This window comes from Cupriavidus sp. HY129 (assembly GCF_059492215.1).
Window position 1 is genome coordinate 1,802,984 of record NZ_CP083255.1, and the last position, 17,616, is coordinate 1,820,599.

At 62.0% G+C, this 17,616-nt stretch carries 13 protein-coding genes; 8 read left to right on the forward strand and 5 right to left on the reverse strand.

What is annotated here, in order from left to right; translation table 11 throughout:
* Positions 1-245: 245 nt before the first annotated feature.
* Complete coding sequence (locus K6G35_RS24395) at positions 246-1,643, reverse strand: hypothetical protein (RefSeq protein WP_008652478.1); 1,398 nt, start codon at positions 1,641-1,643, stop codon at positions 246-248.
* A 126-nt stretch (positions 1,644-1,769) separates the two neighbouring features.
* On the opposite strand from K6G35_RS24395, the gene K6G35_RS24400 reads away from it, so the two are divergent.
* Entirely contained in the window at positions 1,770-2,540 is a 771-nt protein-coding gene (locus tag K6G35_RS24400) for a Crp/Fnr family transcriptional regulator (protein ID WP_495676467.1), read from the forward strand.
* Positions 2,541-2,901: 361 nt separating this feature from the next.
* Here K6G35_RS24400 and K6G35_RS24405 read toward each other — a convergent pair whose 3' ends face one another.
* Together K6G35_RS24405 and K6G35_RS24410 are read right to left on the reverse strand one after the other, a co-directional pair.
* The gene (locus K6G35_RS24405; protein WP_187192372.1) at positions 2,902-4,434 is read right to left on the reverse strand and encodes an arylsulfatase; all 1,533 of its coding nucleotides are present in this window, start codon (positions 4,432-4,434) and stop codon (positions 2,902-2,904) included.
* Positions 4,435-5,093: 659 nt separating this feature from the next.
* Positions 5,094-6,476 (reverse strand): MATE family efflux transporter, encoded by a 1,383-nt coding sequence (locus tag K6G35_RS24410; protein WP_495676468.1) that lies wholly within the window; start codon positions 6,474-6,476, stop codon positions 5,094-5,096.
* 1,058 nt (positions 6,477-7,534) lie between these two features.
* Between K6G35_RS24410 and K6G35_RS24415 the strand changes: the two genes are divergently transcribed.
* The 6 genes from K6G35_RS24415 to K6G35_RS24440 all read left to right on the forward strand — a co-directional run bounded on the left by K6G35_RS24415 (position 7,535) and on the right by K6G35_RS24440 (position 12,795).
* Positions 7,535-8,458, forward strand: a complete 924-nt coding sequence (locus tag K6G35_RS24415) for a LysR family transcriptional regulator (RefSeq protein ID WP_495676469.1) — start codon at positions 7,535-7,537, stop codon at positions 8,456-8,458.
* A 138-nt stretch (positions 8,459-8,596) separates the two neighbouring features.
* Positions 8,597-9,337 carry an SDR family NAD(P)-dependent oxidoreductase gene (locus K6G35_RS24420; RefSeq protein WP_008649243.1) on the forward strand — a complete coding sequence of 247 codons (741 nt, stop codon included), beginning with the start codon at positions 8,597-8,599 and terminating at the stop codon, positions 9,335-9,337.
* A gap of 313 nt (positions 9,338-9,650) precedes the next feature.
* Positions 9,651-10,064 (forward strand): VOC family protein, encoded by a 414-nt coding sequence (locus tag K6G35_RS24425; protein ID WP_008649245.1) that lies wholly within the window; start codon positions 9,651-9,653, stop codon positions 10,062-10,064.
* A 60-nt stretch (positions 10,065-10,124) separates the two neighbouring features.
* Complete coding sequence (locus tag K6G35_RS24430) at positions 10,125-10,616, forward strand: alpha/beta hydrolase (protein WP_186425852.1); 492 nt, start codon at positions 10,125-10,127, stop codon at positions 10,614-10,616.
* A 596-nt stretch (positions 10,617-11,212) separates the two neighbouring features.
* Positions 11,213-12,193, forward strand: a complete 981-nt coding sequence (locus tag K6G35_RS24435; protein ID WP_186425853.1) for a bifunctional helix-turn-helix transcriptional regulator/GNAT family N-acetyltransferase — start codon at positions 11,213-11,215, stop codon at positions 12,191-12,193.
* Positions 12,194-12,414: 221 nt separating this feature from the next.
* Positions 12,415-12,795, forward strand: a complete 381-nt coding sequence (locus K6G35_RS24440) for a DUF1090 domain-containing protein (protein WP_035883858.1) — start codon at positions 12,415-12,417, stop codon at positions 12,793-12,795.
* 211 nt (positions 12,796-13,006) lie between these two features.
* Here K6G35_RS24440 and K6G35_RS24445 read toward each other — a convergent pair whose 3' ends face one another.
* Positions 13,007-14,152 carry a porin gene (locus K6G35_RS24445; RefSeq protein WP_008649256.1) on the reverse strand — a complete coding sequence of 382 codons (1,146 nt, stop codon included), beginning with the start codon at positions 14,150-14,152 and terminating at the stop codon, positions 13,007-13,009.
* 322 nt (positions 14,153-14,474) lie between these two features.
* A complete protein-coding gene (locus tag K6G35_RS24450; RefSeq protein WP_495676470.1) occupies positions 14,475-15,866 on the reverse strand; it encodes an MFS transporter in 1,392 nt (463 codons plus the stop codon).
* A gap of 188 nt (positions 15,867-16,054) precedes the next feature.
* On the opposite strand from K6G35_RS24450, the gene K6G35_RS24455 reads away from it, so the two are divergent.
* Positions 16,055-17,569 (forward strand): MFS transporter, encoded by a 1,515-nt coding sequence (locus tag K6G35_RS24455; protein WP_186425855.1) that lies wholly within the window; start codon positions 16,055-16,057, stop codon positions 17,567-17,569.
* Positions 17,570-17,616: the final 47 nt, after the last annotated feature.

Below are 17,616 nucleotides of genomic sequence, written 5' to 3' on the forward strand. Positions count from 1 at the left end.
CGCCCCATACGTCGACGACGACGTTGCGGCGATCTAGCCAACTGATTGCGGCATCGAACGAAAAGCGGCTGGCCGTTGCCGAGCGAAAGCGATGTGGCGTAGGCGTTTGCCAGCGCATCCGCATATGCGCGTCGCCATGCCGTACTGTTTCTGCTTTGAAGTAGTAGCGGGCTCGCCGGCCGCTGGCTCCGCGATGTCGCCAGCGACCGACTGCTCCGAAAGAACTCCGCCAGCACGGCAGCTGATTAGTGCTTGTCCTGCATGCAAGGCACCGCGATCTCGAAGGCCGAGGTCGACATGTAGCGGCCCGCCGGGTAATAGTCGCCCATGACTTTGCGTTCATCGCCCGGCTTCGAAATGGCCTGTACCGCGTGGGGAAAGTCTGTCGTCCCAAGCATGTGCCGCAGTTGCACCACCGTGACATCAGCGTCTTCGGCGCCATCTCCGTCATCCGCCATCGGCAGCCAGGCAATGCCGCACTGTGTCGTTGCGTTGCGTGGACGGTCTTCCTTCCGGCTCACTACTATCGTGTAGAAGCCATCCGGACCAACCGGAACCTGCTCGTCGTAGACGCAGCCATTGACGCGGGTATTGGCAAAGCCCTGATTTGAGCACATGGACCAGTACCTAAGCTCGCCCGTGCCCATCACGGCATCACCGTTGGCTGTGCGAGGCGTTGTCGGCGCCTTGGCGCGGATGACGAACACCTTGCCAAGCTTGCGGTTGACAATAGTGCGGATGTACTGGTTGTCGAGGTTCGGATAGAAGCCCCCGGTGCTCTTCTTCGGGCTGGTCAGTGGCTTCCCGGTGTATAGGCTGTACAGATATTCTCGGTCGTACTGGATAAACCAAGTAGGGGGGCTGGTTGCCGGAAACGCAGGCTGGTGCTTCTCCTTGCCTACCTCGCGGGCGGTGGCAACAAGCTCGTGGTACTTCTCCATCGGGACCGCGAGCGCTGCCGGATCGATCTGCAGCGGCTGCCGGGTGCGCAATGCGGGACACGCCGCATCCCCCCTGAGTACCCGGCCATCTGCGAGTGTTAGCACGGGAACAGGCAGTCCGACGCCTCCTGTCTCGTCCACTCCTTTGTCTCGCGCATAGATGCGATAGAGAACCTGCTGTTGGCCGGGTCCGTACTTCGGAGCATGCAATATCGAGCGCTGCTGCCCAAGCAAGTTCATGCCCACAGGCTGGTCGGCCGGAGGCGCTGCGTCGAGGACATCCAGCGAGTAGCCTCGCGCCTTTGCGTTGCGATTTGCCCCGGGCAGGAAAGGATTCACCGCACCCGTTGCGGGCTTGATCAGATAGTCGGCGACGGATTCGACGGGAACGCCGGCGCCGTCATAGCTGATCAGCGACATATACCGCGAGTGCGGAAAATTGCCTTCCATGGAAAGCCTCGCGCCCTCAGGAATCGAGAACGTCGCGCCCCAGTAAAACGTGCCGGCATCGGGATATGCGATATTGATGTACGGATCGGCACTGACCGGGCCACGCGACCAGAAGCAATTGCGCGGGCCGGGAATCGGGTCCCTGATAGCATCGACGACTGCAGTCCCGCCAGACTTCGATTGCTGCGACTGCGGCGACTGCGCGGCTGCCGTGCCAACTGTGCCACACGCAGCGGCGAACGCCAGTGCCATCGCGATTCGGCGGCGGAATGGATGGCACGCGGTCGACCTGACCGATCCCGAACCAGAATGTTGCTTCACGACTCGTCTCCTTGCTGTAGTAGAGCGTCCCGGCCCGCACGGCCAGCATGCGAGGGCATGCTACATTTGAAGCGCCCTGGCACTTGTCGCCCGGACGACAACTCATCTCGTTTTTCCATGCCCGCTACCGGTGACGCCACTGATCAGGAACTCCGACGCATCCTTGTGAGCAATGCGTGGTTTGCGAGTCTACCCGCAGCCTTGCAGGACAAGATCATTTCCCGCGGTACGGTGCGCACCTTCCCAAGGAAGGCGGTGGTTTCCGCACAGGGAAGTACACCCAAAGCGATGAGTGCAGTATTGGAGGGCCACGTCCGCGTTACGCGCGTGCTGGTCGGCGGCGAGGAGAACCTCTATCACGTAGGAGACCCCGGCTTCTGGTTTGGCCCATTGGCCCTAGTCACCAACGAGAAGACCACCGTGGCAGTGATCGCCGACACGGACGTCCGGATATTCACGCTTTCCAAGGCGCAATTCGAGCGAATCGCAAAGGAAGATCCGAGTTTCTACCGCTACCTTGCACTGTTCATCGCGGAGCGATATGCCGGCTTGCTGCGCCACGTCTCGGATTCAAGACTGATTTCTCCGGAAGAGCGTGTTTGTGCAAAGCTGGCGGCATTGCTGCGGATACAGCGTCCGGACCAGCAACATGCCGGTCCTGTCACGGTCAAGGTGTCCCAGGTGGACCTGGCTGCCATGGTCGGTGTCTCGCGCCAGACATTGAACGAGCTTCTGAAGAAACTGGAGAGACGCGGCTTGATCGAGATTGCGTTTCGAAGCATCCGGGTGGTGAATCCGGCGCTGTTGCGGGACAACGGCGACCACTGATGTCCGCGTGTCCATCCCGCCCTTCACGGGGAGACTGAGACTGACTTGAAAAGCAGATGCCAGGCCGCAAGTCGGTGTTGGCCGATGTGCGGCCGGCCATTGGTCTGGTCGACGATGGCCGCTCTGGAGTCGGGAACGGCCCTCGATCCTATGAAACCGAACAGCAGAAAACTGGCCGACTCGGCCTTTCGGCGCTGTGAAGCTGACTGGCCGAGAAGGGGCGGTAGCCGCCGTCGGCGCCAGTAACCCCTTTCCTGGATAGACGGAAGGCCGAGACGGGCCAGAAGCCGACCTTCGACGCTCCGTGGACGGCGTCCCAAAAGCCGACTTTTACGACTCAATGTCAAACGGCCGCTTTAGGCTAATTCTCCATGGAAGCCATCCCTATCCCGCCGGCGCCCTTCTGTGAAGGCGGGTAGTCTTTCATGCTCTTCTGAAACGCTTCGATATACGGTGCCATGATTGGAATGATCCAGCTCCGCTGCTGTTGCCAGCGGAAATGGTCGCCGGTTTCGGGAGAGCGCTCGTACGGGTCGACCTTGATGTCGATCACGAGCCCGCCGGGGATCTCCTTGGCTGCCTCCATCCACTTGTCCTTGATGGCCGTGTGTATCTTCCATTGGTCCACGCGAACCGCGTTCATGCTGGTTTCGGCGAAGTAGAAGAATTCATGCCGTTGGGACTTGCCATCGGGCTTTGTCAGCATATCGAGCTGATTGTAGCCATCGAGGTGATTCTTGAATGTCCTGCCGCCGACGGAAAGGCCAGTTAGTAGCTGGGATTTCACGTCCGGTTTGCCGACGGCAGCCATCAGAGTGGGTAGCCAGTCTTCGGATGTCATGAACTCTCCGGTCCAGGTATCAGGCTTGATGTGATCGGGCCAGCGGACCAGCATTGGCACACGGAAGCCGCCATCCCAGGTCAGCCCCTTCTCGCCGCGAAACGACGCAGCGCCAGAGTCCGGCCAATGCGAGAGGTTCACGCCATTGTCGGAGGTGAACAGGACGATAGTGTTCTTGCTTAACCCCTCCTGATCGAGTGAATCCAGCAATTTGCCAACCAGCGAGTCGAGCTGCATCACGGCATCGGTGTACTCGGTGTGCCCGCTCTTGCCCAACCACTGATTGCTGACGTGAATCTTCTGGTGCATGCGCGAAGGGTTGAACCACAGGAAGAACGGCTTGTTGGCTGCCTTCTGCTTCTTGATCCAGTCGATCGACATGTCGGTGAAGGTGTCGTCGATGGTCTTCATCCGTTCGATCGTGAGCGGTCCTTCGTCCGTGATCTTCTGCTTGCCCACACGCCCCCAGCGCGGGTCGTCAGTGGTGTCATTCGAGCTGGTAGCGACCGCGTGAATCATGTTGCGGGGAATGCCGGGGAACTTCGGGTCTTTCGGGAAGTTAGTCATTTCAGCGATCTCCATCACGTTGAGGTGATAGAGAAAGCCGTAGAACTCATCGAACCCGTGTACTGTCGGCAGGTACTCATTGCGGTCGCCGACGTGCGATTTGCCAAACATGCCGGTCGCGTACCCCTCGGCCTTCAACAATTGGGCCATGGTGACGTCGGAGTCCTGCAGGCCGACTTTCGCGCCAGGCTGCCCGACTGCCGTGAGTCCGGTACGGATCGGATATTGTCCAGTGATGAGCGCCGCGCGGCCCGCAGTACAGCTCGGTTGGGCGTAATAATCGGAGATCATTAGCCCCTCTTTTGCGATGCGGTCGATATTCGGCGTGGTAACGGCGCCGAGCCCGCGGTTGTAGGCTGACACGTCCATCGGTGCCATGTCATCGACCATGATGACCACGATGTTGGGTCTCTCCGCCGCTTCCGCCAACCCAATGGATACCGAGCCCAAGACAAGGCTTAACAACAGGCTTCTCACAGTGAGCATGACCCTACCTATATCGGTGAAAAAGCTACTTTATGAAATCTAAACGTGTCGCAGACAAGCACTACGGCAATTCCGAGGAGCTGCCTATCCTCCGGCTACTACCGCTCGCGGAAAGCATGGTGCCGCAATCGTCGCAGTTTGGAGCGTTCCATCAAAGTATTCATGCCATCGTTTAAATATTTAAAGACTCCGTGTTTTCGTCTGGTCCTCCTACCGTGACGAATTGGAAGAAAAGTCCCTCACCCTCGTGCCAGCAGCTTTGGACGTCGAGGCTGCAGGTACCACGCACCGAGAAGTAAGCGGCACTTGTGCCACCAACGGCGGGAGTGCAGATACTGCGAGTTCAACAAGTCCGGCCGTGCATCGAGATTTTGGCGGCCTGCAGACTCCTCGGTTCGGCCAGAAGCTACTGCGCGGTTCAGCGTCCGTTTTTGCTCGAATAGGGGACGCAGACTTCGAACGGATAAAGGACCGCTCCGGGTCGGCAGTTGCCTCTGGCGCCAGCCCGCCTGTGGGCGGGCGGACCGACATCAGAGTTCGTCGGAGACGGACGCTCGGCATCGACAATGCAAATGTCCGCCGAGGTTCCCAACGGTCATGCCGGAGGCTGCCAGGGCGAAGCCGTCAGGTTTTACCACCGTCACGAGCGAATTCGCCCGCTACACGAGCTGCTCGATGCGCTGACGACGCCAGCCCCATCGGAAGTACATCGACTGGAGCAGCAGCATGGCCCCGAATCCCACGGTGTAAGCCCACCATATCCCGGAAATTCCGATGCGACTGTGCAGCCAATAGGCGAACGGAACCTCCACTCCCAGGATCGATACCATGCCAAGCATCGCGGGCCACAAAACCGTACCGCTAGCGCGCATCGCGCCGACAACGACGTTGGCTGCACCCAGTATCACGACACTCCAGGCAACTGTGCGCAGCAAATCCTGAGCGAGGGAGGCAGTGGGGCCATCCGTCAAGAACAGCGAAATGACCGCGGGAGCCATGAAGTACACGATGGAAACTACGGCACCTGTGACCACGATGTTCAGCCAGAGGCCGGCCCGCACAATGTCGAGGACACGCTGGTTGCGACCTGCGCCGATTGCATGCGCCGACAGAACCGTAGCAGTGATGCCCAGGGACATCGCGGGCAACTGAATCCAGCTCATGACCTGGTTCACGGCACCATAGGCCGCAGTTGCGTTGTAGCCATGGCCATTGACGAGGCCAAGCAGCACGATCTCGGCCAATGCCGCCGTGAACATTTGAAGCGACGACGGAATGCCGATACGCAACATGCGCTGTACCGTGGGCAAGTCGAAGCGGATCTGGCAAAGCAGTTCGACATTTGGTGCCAGTGGATGCGAAGCGCGAAGCCAGCGGCGAGCCATCCACGCTAGCGCCAGCGCAAACGCGACCAGCGTCGAGACGGCCGCACTGGCCACCCCCAATCGAGGCATGCCACCCCAGCCGCAAATCAGGGCTGGTGTACATATCATGGTGATGATGGTTGCCACGGCCAATGTCCACAATGGCGAGACGGCATCACCAACTCCCCGACTCATCGAAGTCATCAGCCACAGCAGAATGATGAGTGGTGAGCCAACAAACATGATGCGTGCATACAGCGTGGCCTCGGGCAGGATGTCTGGCGACGTTCCCAGCCGCTGCAGCAACGATGAAGCGAACACGCCGCCCGCGACGCTGACGACAATGCCTGTGGTCAGTGCCAATGCAATGGCGGTTCCTGCAATGGAGCGCACCTTCTCCGGGTTGCGTGCCCCCCATGCCTGGCCGATCAGCACCGTGGCACCCGTACTCAATCCTATGATGATCGCCAGGAGCATGAAGAACGCCGGAAAGAAGGCCGAGACGGCCGCTATGGCCTTAACGCCGAGCATCTGCCCCAGGTAGATGCCATCTATGGTTCCGGCTGCAACCTGCAGCGTGTTTGTCAGAATCATTGGTAGCAGGATGGCCAGGTATGTACGCCACAGCGGGCGGGAGGTCGCTGGAGCAGCGGGTGCGATTGACGAACTGGAGGTCATTTTCTCTTTCTGGACAAAGGGCTCCCCGCCCGGATTGACAGCAGACCGTCCGAGAAAGGGCACTAGCGGGTTTTTGGAGTGACGCGGTGTCTATGCCGAAGGGCTGTCCCCGACTCCCGAAAACGGCAGCAGCCGCGAGTCGTCGATCGCCGCCGGGCGGTGGCCTGTACCCCGCGAGACAACCCTTGCGAGACACAAAGGCGAGGTCGACTCTACGATGCTCGGACGAACAGGCCTGGTGGTAACACGGCGGTTGCCACCGGAACACGTGAGGGAGTTGGACTTGTCTGGTGACATGGTGGCGAGGTGAGATTTGATGATCCGAATTATACCCGGATAAAAATCGCCGTCAATATTACCCGGGTAAAAAATATTGGGAAAAGGTGGACCTGGTTTGGGGCCCCTTCCTGCGGAGCCTCCCCACGACGTTCCTCTACGGCTCATCGTCCCGTGCTCAGTAGTCCCAGCCGTTCTTCGATCACCGGCTTTCAAGGCACCGTCAGCTCCCCAAGCTCTAATCAGAGCTAGCGCGAAGCTGACAGCATCGGCAGCAATCGAGCCAATCGCAGTCGCTCAGCCTCGCGTCCCAAGCCCTTGCGTGGGCGGGCCGAAGGCTGAGACCGGCCAAAAGGGGACATTCGCAGCGGCCACCCAATGTTCCGGGCATTTGCTGGGCCTACCCGCTCATGGCAAGAACACCGGGACCGTCTTGGCCCCGGTGTTCTTGCTGCCCATGTACTCCGTCTGGTCCAGAAGCATGTCCGGCAACGCAGCAGGAACGAGACCGCCGTGCGCTCCGGACAACGGGAGCCCGAGCAAAGGCGAGGGCGCCCACGCTCCAGCCGTTGCAGCCGCCGGCTGCTCAGTCCCGTGGCTGTGGAGCGCTTAAGGCGCAGGTCGGGCGGCGACCCGAGCGCCGGCAGATCGGCGGCCACGGCCTTCCCAGGCGCCTGTCAGGGTCGTAGCATCTACCTTTCCCGCAATCTCGCGGCCCCGCGCCTTCGCCTCCTATGCCAGATCCCCGAGCGGCCTCCGCCGCCCACAGAGAATCCGCCCCCATGCCGCAGAGCATCGGCGCACATCTCGACGACCTGCTTCTCTTCATCCACGTGGTCGATGCCGGCGGATTCAGCGCCGCCGAGCGGCAGACCGGCATCGCCAAGTCGCGGCTGTCCCGCCGGGTGGCGACACTTGAGCGTGCGCTCGGCGTGCGACTGCTGCACCGGGCGGGGCAGGTCTTCGGCCTCACGCCGGTTGGTGAGGCGGTGCTCGCGCACGCACTGGAGGCGGCCGCGCACGTCGACAAGATCGGCGCCCTCACGCGCAGCGCCGTGGCGGAGCCATCGGGCGTGATCCACCTCCATACCTCCGTGCTGATCGCCGAGACCACGCTCCCTCCGATCCTGGCCGAGTTTGCGCGCGCCCACCCGGGCGTGCAGGTGCAACTGACGCTCTCGAATCGCTTTGTCGACCTGGCCGAAGAGCGACTGGACCTTGTCATCCGCGCGGCAGTTGTGCCGCTCGCCTCGGAGGACGTGATCGCCACGCCGGTGGCGACGTCGGCGTCGATCGTCGTGGCCCATCCGTCGTTGCTGGAAGCCGACGGCCCGCCCGCGCGCCTCGACGAGTTGGCTGACTACCCCTGCCTCGCGCAGGGCACACTGGCAAATCCGCGGCCATGGCAGTTCGTCGACGCAGACGACAAGCCGATCAATATCGCTGTCACGCCGGGCATTGCCGTGGATAACCTGCTGGCCATCCGCGAACTCGCGCTGCGCGGCGCCGGTATGGCGCAGTTGCCGGCCTATCTTTGCCAGGACGCCATCGATGCCGGTACGCTGGTGCCCGTGCTGCAAGCCGTGCGCTCGCGCCCAGCCACGCTGTACGCGATGTACCCGAGCCGGCGCGGCATGACGTCCGCCGTGCGTGTGTTCCTCGAGTTGGTGCGCGCAAGGTGGCCGTCCGATCAGGCCATCGCCTGATCCCTCCTGTCCGGCGGGCCCGTTCCAGTTCCGCAACGCCCCGTTGCAATCTGCCAGCTTCCTTCCAACGGGGCGAGCCGATAACGTTCTCCGTATCGACGGGCCTCATTCTCGCCCGCACCTTACCGGAGCACTTTCGTGTCCCTGAAAGACAAAGTCGCCGTCGTATCCGGCGCCTCCCGCGGCATCGGCCGCGCCACCGCAATCGCGCTCGCCGCTCGCGGTGCCAGCGTCGCTGTCGTCTACCGCGAGCAGCGCGAGACGGCGCAGACCGTGATCGATGAGATCCGGGGCGCCGGCGGCCGCGCTCATGCGTTCCAGGCGGACGTCAGCCGCGCCGACTCTGTCCACGCACTGGCCGACGCCATCGCGAACGAGCGTGGCCGCATAGACATCCTCGTCAACAACGCGGGCGTGTACGGCGCGCGGCCGATCGGCGAGTTGGATGCCGCATTCTTCGACGAACAGTTCCACCACAACGCACTCAGCGTGATGCTGATGACGCAGGCGTTCGCACCGCTGTTCGGCGCGGCGGGCGGCAGCATTGTCAATGTGTCGAGCAATCTTGCCCGTGCACCCACGGCCGAGGCCGGCGTCTACTCGGCCAGCAAGGCGGCGGTGGACGCGCTCACCCGCGCATTTGCGCTCGAACTCGGGCCGCGGAGGATCCGCGTCAATGCCGTGGCGCCCTTCATCACGCGCACCGATATGACCGCCGGCATTCCCCAAGCGCATCTGGATCAGGCGCGCGAAAGGACGCCGCTGGGCCGGCTGGCCGATCCCGAAGATATTGCCAATGTCATCGCGGCGCTGGTCTCGCCAGATATGGCCTGGGTCACCGGCCGTTCGCTGTTGACGGATGGTGGCTTCACCGACTGAGCGAGGCGGCCCGCCCATGCTCCTGCCTATCCTGCTGCTGACCTCGCCCGCTTTACGGGTGCCACGGCCGCGGTCATCGCGATGCTCTCCTGCGCGCCGGTGATCTGGCTGATGGCGCCGCGCCGGCCGGCCGTCCGTGCGGCAGTGATGTGCGATGGAAGTACAGCACGCTTGTCCGGTCGCGCCGCAGGCCGAAAGAGGTCCAGTCGAATACCTTCTTTCACTGTTTGCCCGAAAGATGCCATGGCAATCGCTTCATGGCTTACATCAACAACCGAAGTTCAAATATCGCTCAAATACAGGACTCCAGATCATGAACAAGCAGATTTTCATCAACCTGCCGGTGACAGACCTGCCGCGATCCAAGGCCTTCTACGAAGCCATTGGCGCGGTCAACAATCCCGCGTTCACTGATGAAACCGCGGCATGCATGGTGATCTCCGAGACGATCTACGCCATGCTGCTTACGCACGACAAATGGCGGCAGTTCACGGGGAAGCGAATCGTCGACGCGCACGCGGAGGCGCAGGTATTGCTGTGTCTGTCAGCGGGCGGACGAGTAGAGGTGTCTGACCTCGTGCAGAAGGCGACTGACGCCGGCGGCAAGGCGGACCCCACGCCTGTCCAGGATTTCGGCTTCATGTACGGACGCAGCTTCGAGGATCCGGACGGCCATATCTGGGAGGTGATGTGGATGGACCCGGAAGCCGTTCCGCCCCACGGTTAAAGGGCTGACGGCCCGCCCGCCGAACCCTCACGCGGGCGCGTCTTCCAGCGTCGTCTGGTATTGCTCCAGACAAGCCATCCCATTCATCCGGCGCTCGACATCAGAGCCACGCGTCAAGACGCGGCGGAGATTCTGGTAGGCACGGTCGCCTACCCGGATGCCTACAACCTGGACAAGAACCTCTTTACCGACGACGGCCAGAAGCTTCTGGCAGCTTCGCATCAGAACTGCGTGGTTACCCTGTTTGGCGCAGTAGCAGCAGCCGGTCCTGCTGTGACATCCAACGTCACAGATAATCCGGGGTGGATAGATGCACTACGTCGAAACAATGCTGGGCTCAAGCGTTCCGAAACGCCGGTCTTGGTCATACAAGGACTTAAGGACACGATTGTGGCTCCGGCAAGCTCAAAGGCGTACGCAGAACGCGCAACCGCAGTTGGCACAGACGTCACTGTCGAATGGGTGGAGGACGCTGGGCATCGCGAACTCTTTGCCAAGAAGGCCGACATTGTCGCCAGGGTAGTAGCTGGCTTCGAGGCCAGCGGAAAGTAAGCCGCTCAAGCGGACGACGACGAGCTCGCGCTGAAGGTGGTGGCACCGGCAGCATTACGCGTCTCGTTGGTAGCGGCCACTATGAGAATGGGTCTAAAGCATTGCTGAACCCAGAGACCATGATCTGCCGCTGGGCGTGGCCGATCTCCATCGGCACTACGACTGCGGCGGCCGCAAGTGGCCTGCCCAGGGGAAATTCGAGTATCGAGGCCGTCGCGTGACGGTCTCTATTTCTGTGGGCGGCCAATGTCATGGTTCAACGGGCGACGCTGCGTTCGAACGGTGAATTTGCCCATCGGGATGTCCGCTCTGGAGCAATGTCAGGGACCGCCAAGGGTCGGCCACAGCCCGTCGTCGCCGACAGGTCGGCCGCCGACTCGATCGGGCTCTTCCCGGCCAGGCTGCGACGTTCCGCCGGCTTGCGTGTACGTCCGCTGCACCATGACAAAAGAACCTTCAGCGGCCAATGTCTTACGCCTGTAGGGTTTAGGCGAGCAATAGCGCGCCACAACTCAACACCACTATAAAGCGGACCTTGACATGGTTGCGTATCGCAACTATGTTGGTTGCGATGCGCAACTTATTTGAGCCCGCACATGGACCTTGTCGATCTTCCAGCCAAATCCCGAGAGACAACGATTCTCGAGCTCCGGGACTTTTCCCGAAAACTGGTTCGCGAATTAGGCTTCATGCGAACGACCTTGGCTGACAGTGATCTTGCACCTTCGGCTGTTCACGCGATCATCGAAATCGGGGCAACGCCAGGGATCAGTGCAAAGGACTTAGGCAACATCTTGCGCCTCGACAAATCAAATACAAGTCGACAGGTTGCAAAACTGGAGGCTGGCGGACTCGTGAACCGCAAGGTTGCAAACGAGGATGCGCGCTCGTCTGAGCTGTATTTAACAGAGGCAGGGCAGAAGCTCCGGAGAAAAATTGACCGATTCGCGACAGATCAGGTGTCCAGTGCGCTTCGACGAATGGTTCCTGCCGACCAGCAAGTCCTGGTTCGTTCTCTCGCGCTGTACGCCGACGCGCTCGCGCAAGACCACTCAACTGAAGCGGCCCCCGGACGCGTCCTGGCCACGCAGATTCAGGAGGGCTATCAACCCGGCTGCATCGGTGACATAGCAAGCTTGCACGCCCGGTTCTACGCAGAGCACTGGGGCTTCGGCGCGTTCTTCGAGCAGAAGGTGGCGAGAGAGCTTGCCGAGTTCGCTGGCACATTGCCAGCCGATGGCAAGGCGCTATGGCTCTACGCCGAAAATGGTCGCTCTCTCGCTTCTGTGGCAATCGATGGAGATGATGAAACGGGTATCGCTCATTTGCGATGGTTCATCGTGGACGATTCGTTGCGTGGTTCCGGTGTCGGGCGGCAATTGATGTCACGCGCGATGAGATTTGTCGATGAGCGATTTAGTGAGACGTACCTTTGGACGTTCAAGGGCCTGGATGCAGCGCGCCACCTATATGAATCATTTGGTTTTCAATTGACCAGCGAATCAGAGGGGATGCAGTGGGGGACCAACGTTGTCGAACAACGGTTTAGTCGCTGCTCTGTCCGAACTCAGCCGTGATCTTATATAGGCCTTAGCGAGCGGCGATTGAGAGCGACCCGTTGCGCTTATGCTTAGAGGTAGTCTGTTCACGAAACGTAACCAGATGAATCCGGGCCGTCGGCAATTCAGGGGACTGTTCGTCTGGAACGGTATCCGACAGGGCAGCCAATTGCGAGCGCTCTATAATCTCTGCCGAATGCACAGTCGACGATCAACGCGCCACTACTACGAGGCCTCTCATGAATATCGTGATCAAAGCATTTTTGCTCGGCGTGGTCCTTTCCCCGATGGTATGCGCCGCTCAAACTGACGGTTGTGATGCGAAGCGCCAGTCGATAGAGCGAGAAATCACTTACGCGAAAGCACACGGTAATGCGAAGCGCGTAGATGGCCTCGAAGCAGCGCTTGCTCAAATGAATGCCAATTGCACCGATGCTGTGCTGCGCAGCGACGCACAACGCAAGGTGGTCGCGGCGCAAAAGAAACTGGCTGAACGCGAGCGTGACCTGCAGGAAGCAAAGGCCAACGGCAAGAGCGCGAAGAAAATCGCCGATCGTCAACGCAAAGTCGACGAAGCGCATGTCGAGCTTGAAAATGCACAGATGGACGTACCGCAGTAACTGAGCATGGCCGAAAGCGACTACGAATATGGCCAGGCATCGTCGGATATTTGCACCGTTGGCGAATGGCCGCCTTGGAGAATTGCGACCGTCCCTTGTGGGTCGTTCTGAGTCCATTCCCACATCCCGCAAATCGACGAAGAGCCCCAAAAAAAGAACGGTGGCCGCCGTCGGCCACCGCAAGGGCTGAGACAAGGAATAGGGTTCCAGGTCAGAAGATCTGCCGGATGCCTACCGTCACCCCGACCATGTTCTGCTGTCCGGTCATGGTCGGGTACTTGAAGGCATAGGCCGTGGCGGCGCCGTCGAAGCTGAGACCACCGTTGTGCGCCCAGCCGGCCGACAGATAGACGTCCGTGCGCTTGCTGAAGTTGTAGTCGGCGATGAAGCTGACCTGATGCATGTTGGGCGGATTGCTTGTCGGGGTGTTCGCCGCCGCGCTGGCCTGTTTGACGTTGGCGAAGTAGTAGGCCAGGGACAGTCCCAGTGCCGGCGTGGCCTGATAGTTCACGCCTGCCCACCAGTAGTCGTCGCGCAGCAGCGTGCCGCCGTTCGAGAATTCTCCCTTGTTGTAGCGATAGCCGGCCGTGAACTTGAGCGGCCCGGTGTTGTAGAGAGCCGCCGCACCGAGCTTGGTCATCTTGCCCGGCTGGCCGGTGACTGCTGCCGGACGCCATTCATCCGCCGCGAGGGAGAATCCCAGGCCGTTGCTCAGGTACATCAGCGAGCCGCCGTAGCCGGTGTTGTCGGAGAAGTGCCCCGGCACTTCGCCGGCGCCGCCATTGGCCAGCAGGATGGTGGCGTTCTGCACGGCCACGCCGGTGCCGAACGAGAAGTGCGCCACGGCCTGGAACGGTCCGAACTGGCCCGTGTACTTGACCATGTTGTCTTCGCGGTAGTTCAGGCCCATCCACCAGATGCCCGGCTCATAGGTGGCCGCAAAGCGAAGCGGGGCGAAGTTGGCCATGCCGTCGAAGAACGACGTGTACTGACGGCCGAACGAGAACTTGCCGACGGTGGCGTTCTGGATGCCGAGGTACGACTGGCGGTTGAACAAGGGGGCGCTTTGCAGCGCGCCGGTGTCCCATTGAAAGCCGGACTCCAGCACGAACAGCGCCTGGTTGCCGCCGCCCAGATCCTCGACGCCGCGCAGGCCCCAGCGCGACGCCGACAGGCCGCCCACGCTGGGCATGCCGAAGCGGCTGCCACCCTGGTTGGGCGTGGCGGCGGACGACGCCACGCGATTGACGTATTCGATCGACCCGTCGATGACTCCGTAAAGCGTGACGCTCGATTGCGCGTGTGCTGTGACACTGGCCGCGGCGAGAGCCGCCAGCGCGATAGCCTGCTTCCTCATGCTCTGTCTTCTCCGTATTGGTCTTGTGTTGTGATCGCCCACCGTTTGCCGGTGCCTGGGAGGACATGGAGGTGGGCTGATGCGCATTAGATCGCGCAGTCCGGGGCGGAACCCCCTCCGGGAGGGGTGGGGCGTCCTGCCAATGTGGAGCAAGAGGGGGGAGGATTTATCCCTATGGCGAAGGGCGCCGTCGCGGTCAGCGGCGACGGCGTGCCATGGGAGGCCGTCGGTCAGGCCGGCAAGTAGACCGACTTCAATGCAGGGGTAGATTGGCCGAGGAAGGGGCTGTCCGGTCCAGTCGGAGACCCGCCTTGGGCCCTGCTCAATCGAGCGCGCGGTCCTTCGATTCCACGTTGACGATGCCGATGGCGAAGGCGCCGGCCAGCAACATGCTGGAGATCAACGCGAGGGCCAGGGTGAAATGCGTGGCCATCACTGGCGCGATGATCGCGGGTGCGAACAGGCCGCCGAAACGTGCCACCGCACCGGCCGCGCCCATTCCAGTGGCTCTCAGGTCGGTCGGGTAGACCTCCGGTGTGAACGCATACAGCGCGCCCCAGGTACCCAGCAGCGCGAAGCTCATCAGCAACGTGGAGCCGACGACGACCGTGGGAGACGTGCCCAGGCTATACAGCATGCAGCCGACCGCGCTGAGCAGCAGAAATCCGATCAGCGTGGGTTTGCGGCCCCAGCGCTCGACGCCGTAAGCGGACAAGGCGAAGCCGGGGAGCTGGACGATGGCGAGGACGACCAGGAAGACCTGCCCGCGCATGAAGGCGAAGCCCTCCGCGCCGAGCTTGATCGGCAGATAGACGAACACGCCGTAGTACGCGATCGAGATCAGCGCCCACGCGGCAAATAGCGCGAAGCTGCGGCGGCGGAACGTTCCGGAGAACAGCGTGAAGACCGACTTCGGCGCGACGACTTCGGATTGCAGGGCCGGGATCTCGACGTTTCGGCCGTTTGCTTTCGCCACCCGTTCCAGTACCTTGCGGGCCTCGTCCGATCGCCCGCTACGGTTCAGGTACATCGGCGATTCCGGAATGTAGAAGCGCAGGACAACGCCAATCAGCGCGGGAATGCCCGTGACCAGGAAGATGACGCGCCAGGCCTGATCGCCATGGGACAGCGCCACGAGCGCCAGTACCGCCAGGCAGATCGTGCCAATCGCCCAGAACGATTCGAGCAGGACCAGCCAGCGGCCGCGACGGTCGCTGGGCAGGAATTCGGCCATCATGGTGTAGTCGACCGGCAGCGTGCCGCCGACACCGACGCCTGTCAGGAAACGCAGCACGAGCAGCCAGGACAGTTCTGGCGCGAAGGCCGATGCGATGCCGGAGAGCGCGTCGATGACGATGGCGATCATCAGCACGGGGCGGCGGCCAATGCGGTCGGCCAGGCGGCCGAAGACGATCGCGCCCACCAGCATCCCGACGAAGAAGAGCGTGCCGGTCTGCAGCGCCTGGGGCATCGTGATGCCAAACGTCCTGGCGATGGATGGCGCGCTGAATCCGATCGACAGCACCTGCATGGCATCGGCAAGCCAGACCAGGCCGAAGATGACGAAGAGGCGATACTGGAACCTGCCGACACCGGCCAACCGGATGCCGGTCTCGAACGGCACCTTTGCGCCGTTGCGGGAGGTGGCGCCGGCATGGCTGTCCGGCACGGGTTGCCCGCCAACGACTGCGATGGGTGGAGTGGCTGGCGTCATGGTGTCTGGTGTGCCGCAATGAACGGCCGAGGGCGTGGGATGCACGGAGTATAGCGGCACGCGGTTTTGCCCGCGTGCGGGCAGTATGCATCTGCTATGCTGATTTCGTCGCGTCCGACGCGCCCCCCGCGCGCCGTGACAGGCCAGTGCCCGCATCCGTCCAACGGTCAGAACGGTGGTCGCCCCCCATGCCAAGCAAGCCCTTGCTGAGCCAGCATCCGGAGTTGTCCGCAGTGCGGGTCTACATGATCGGCCTGGCCCTCGGCTGCTCGACGGGGGTCGACTTCTGGGCGTCCGCGATGATGGGCGTGGCCGGCACCCACATTCGCGGTGGCGTGCACGCATCCCCCGAGGACTTTCTCTGGACACTGACGTCGTACGCGGCAGCCGCGGTGGTGGCCAACCTGATGCTGCGGCGTCTCGCGCACGACATCAGCTACCGTGGCTTCACCATGGCGGGGCTGGTTATCGCCGCCGCCGGCGCGGCGCTATGCGCCCTGAGCCGCAATCCGCTCGAGCTTGCGCTGGCCCGCGCGGTGCAGGGCTTCGGCGCGGGCGGGCTGTTCGCAGCGTCGCGCATCATCATCCAGCTTGCCGCCGCGCGCGAGGAGCGCCGGCCATTGTTCATCGGATTCAATATCGGCAGCATGGGTTTGCCGGCGGCGGCACCGTGGATCACGGCGCAACTGGTCGAGAACGCCGAATGGCAGATGGTGTTCGTGCTCCAGGCGGGGATCGCGCTGGCCACGCTGCTGTTTGTCGTGCTCACCTATCCCCCCCGGCTGACGGTCACGGTGGCGCCGTGGGACGTCGACTATCACGCGATGGACTGGGTGACGGTGATCCTGTTCGGGGCGGGCGCGCTGACGCTGCTGCATGGCCTGGGAGACCTGCGGTTCTACGAGCTGGCGAACTCGCCCTCGGTGGCGTTCACGCCGATGGCCGGCATCGCGCTCTTCGCAGCGGGCATGGTGTATCTGCGCCGGCATCCGGACCCGTGGCTCAACCCGAAGCTGCTGCTGGGGCGGCGCTTCCTGATCGGGCTGTCGTTCTACGCCATCTATTACCTGCTGAACGGGCTGTGGACCTATGTCATCTCCACGATGCTGCAGAACGGCATGGGGTTCACCTTCCAGACCACCGGCACGGTGCTCACCACCACGTCGTTGCTGGGCTTCGCAGCGGCGGCCGCGTTCACGTTCTGGGGCACATCGCTGCCCGGCTCGCGGCGGTATATCGCGCTGGGCTATCTGATTTTCGCCATGGCCGCGTGGCTGCTCTCGCAACGGATGATGCCCGGCGCCTCGCTCGAAGTCATCCTGCCGGTGCTTGTGCTGCAGAACCTGACGCTGCCTTTCGTGCTGATGCTGGTGGCTGGCCTGACGTGGGCGGAGTTCAGCGTGGACGACTTCGCTCATGGCTATCAGTTCAAGAACATCGTGCGCCAGATCGCATCGGCGGCGGGGACTGGGCTGGCCAGCCTGTGGCTGCAATATGACGAGGCGATCGCGCGTACGCAACTGGTTGCGCATGTGACGCCGTTTGAATTCCAGCAGGGTATCGACCCGGCCGAACTGGCACGCCTGTCACGGTTGATCGACCAGCAGGCGACGCTGATCGGCACCGCCAATCTGCTGATGTTGCTGGCGGGCGCGTGTTGTGTCATTGCGATCGTCGCGGTTTCGCAACGTGCGTTGAAGTAGTTCGGCAAAACGTGGCAAAACGCGCGTTCAACACATACGCTTGGTTC

Bases quoted from the DNA above. Each gene is read 5' to 3' on its own strand.
- K6G35_RS24395 (WP_008652478.1), bottom strand. From the start codon at position 1,643: ATGGCACTGGCGTTCGCCGCTGCGTGTGGCACAGTTGGCACGGCAGCC.
- K6G35_RS24450 (WP_495676470.1), bottom strand. From the start codon at position 15,866: ATGACGCCAGCCACTCCACCCATCGCAGTCGTTGGCGGGCAACCCGTG.
- K6G35_RS24405 (WP_187192372.1), bottom strand. From the start codon at position 4,434: ATGCTCACTGTGAGAAGCCTGTTGTTAAGCCTTGTCTTGGGCTCGGTA.
- K6G35_RS24440 (WP_035883858.1), top strand. From the start codon at position 12,415: ATGAATATCGTGATCAAAGCATTTTTGCTCGGCGTGGTCCTTTCCCCG.
- K6G35_RS24415 (WP_495676469.1), top strand. From the start codon at position 7,535: ATGCCGCAGAGCATCGGCGCACATCTCGACGACCTGCTTCTCTTCATC.
- K6G35_RS24400 (WP_495676467.1), top strand. From the start codon at position 1,770: ATGCTACATTTGAAGCGCCCTGGCACTTGTCGCCCGGACGACAACTCA.
- K6G35_RS24425 (WP_008649245.1), top strand. From the start codon at position 9,651: ATGAACAAGCAGATTTTCATCAACCTGCCGGTGACAGACCTGCCGCGA.
- K6G35_RS24455 (WP_186425855.1), top strand. From the start codon at position 16,055: ATGCCAAGCAAGCCCTTGCTGAGCCAGCATCCGGAGTTGTCCGCAGTG.
- K6G35_RS24410 (WP_495676468.1), bottom strand. From the start codon at position 6,476: ATGACCTCCAGTTCGTCAATCGCACCCGCTGCTCCAGCGACCTCCCGC.
- K6G35_RS24435 (WP_186425853.1), top strand. From the start codon at position 11,213: ATGGACCTTGTCGATCTTCCAGCCAAATCCCGAGAGACAACGATTCTC.
- K6G35_RS24445 (WP_008649256.1), bottom strand. From the start codon at position 14,152: ATGAGGAAGCAGGCTATCGCGCTGGCGGCTCTCGCCGCGGCCAGTGTC.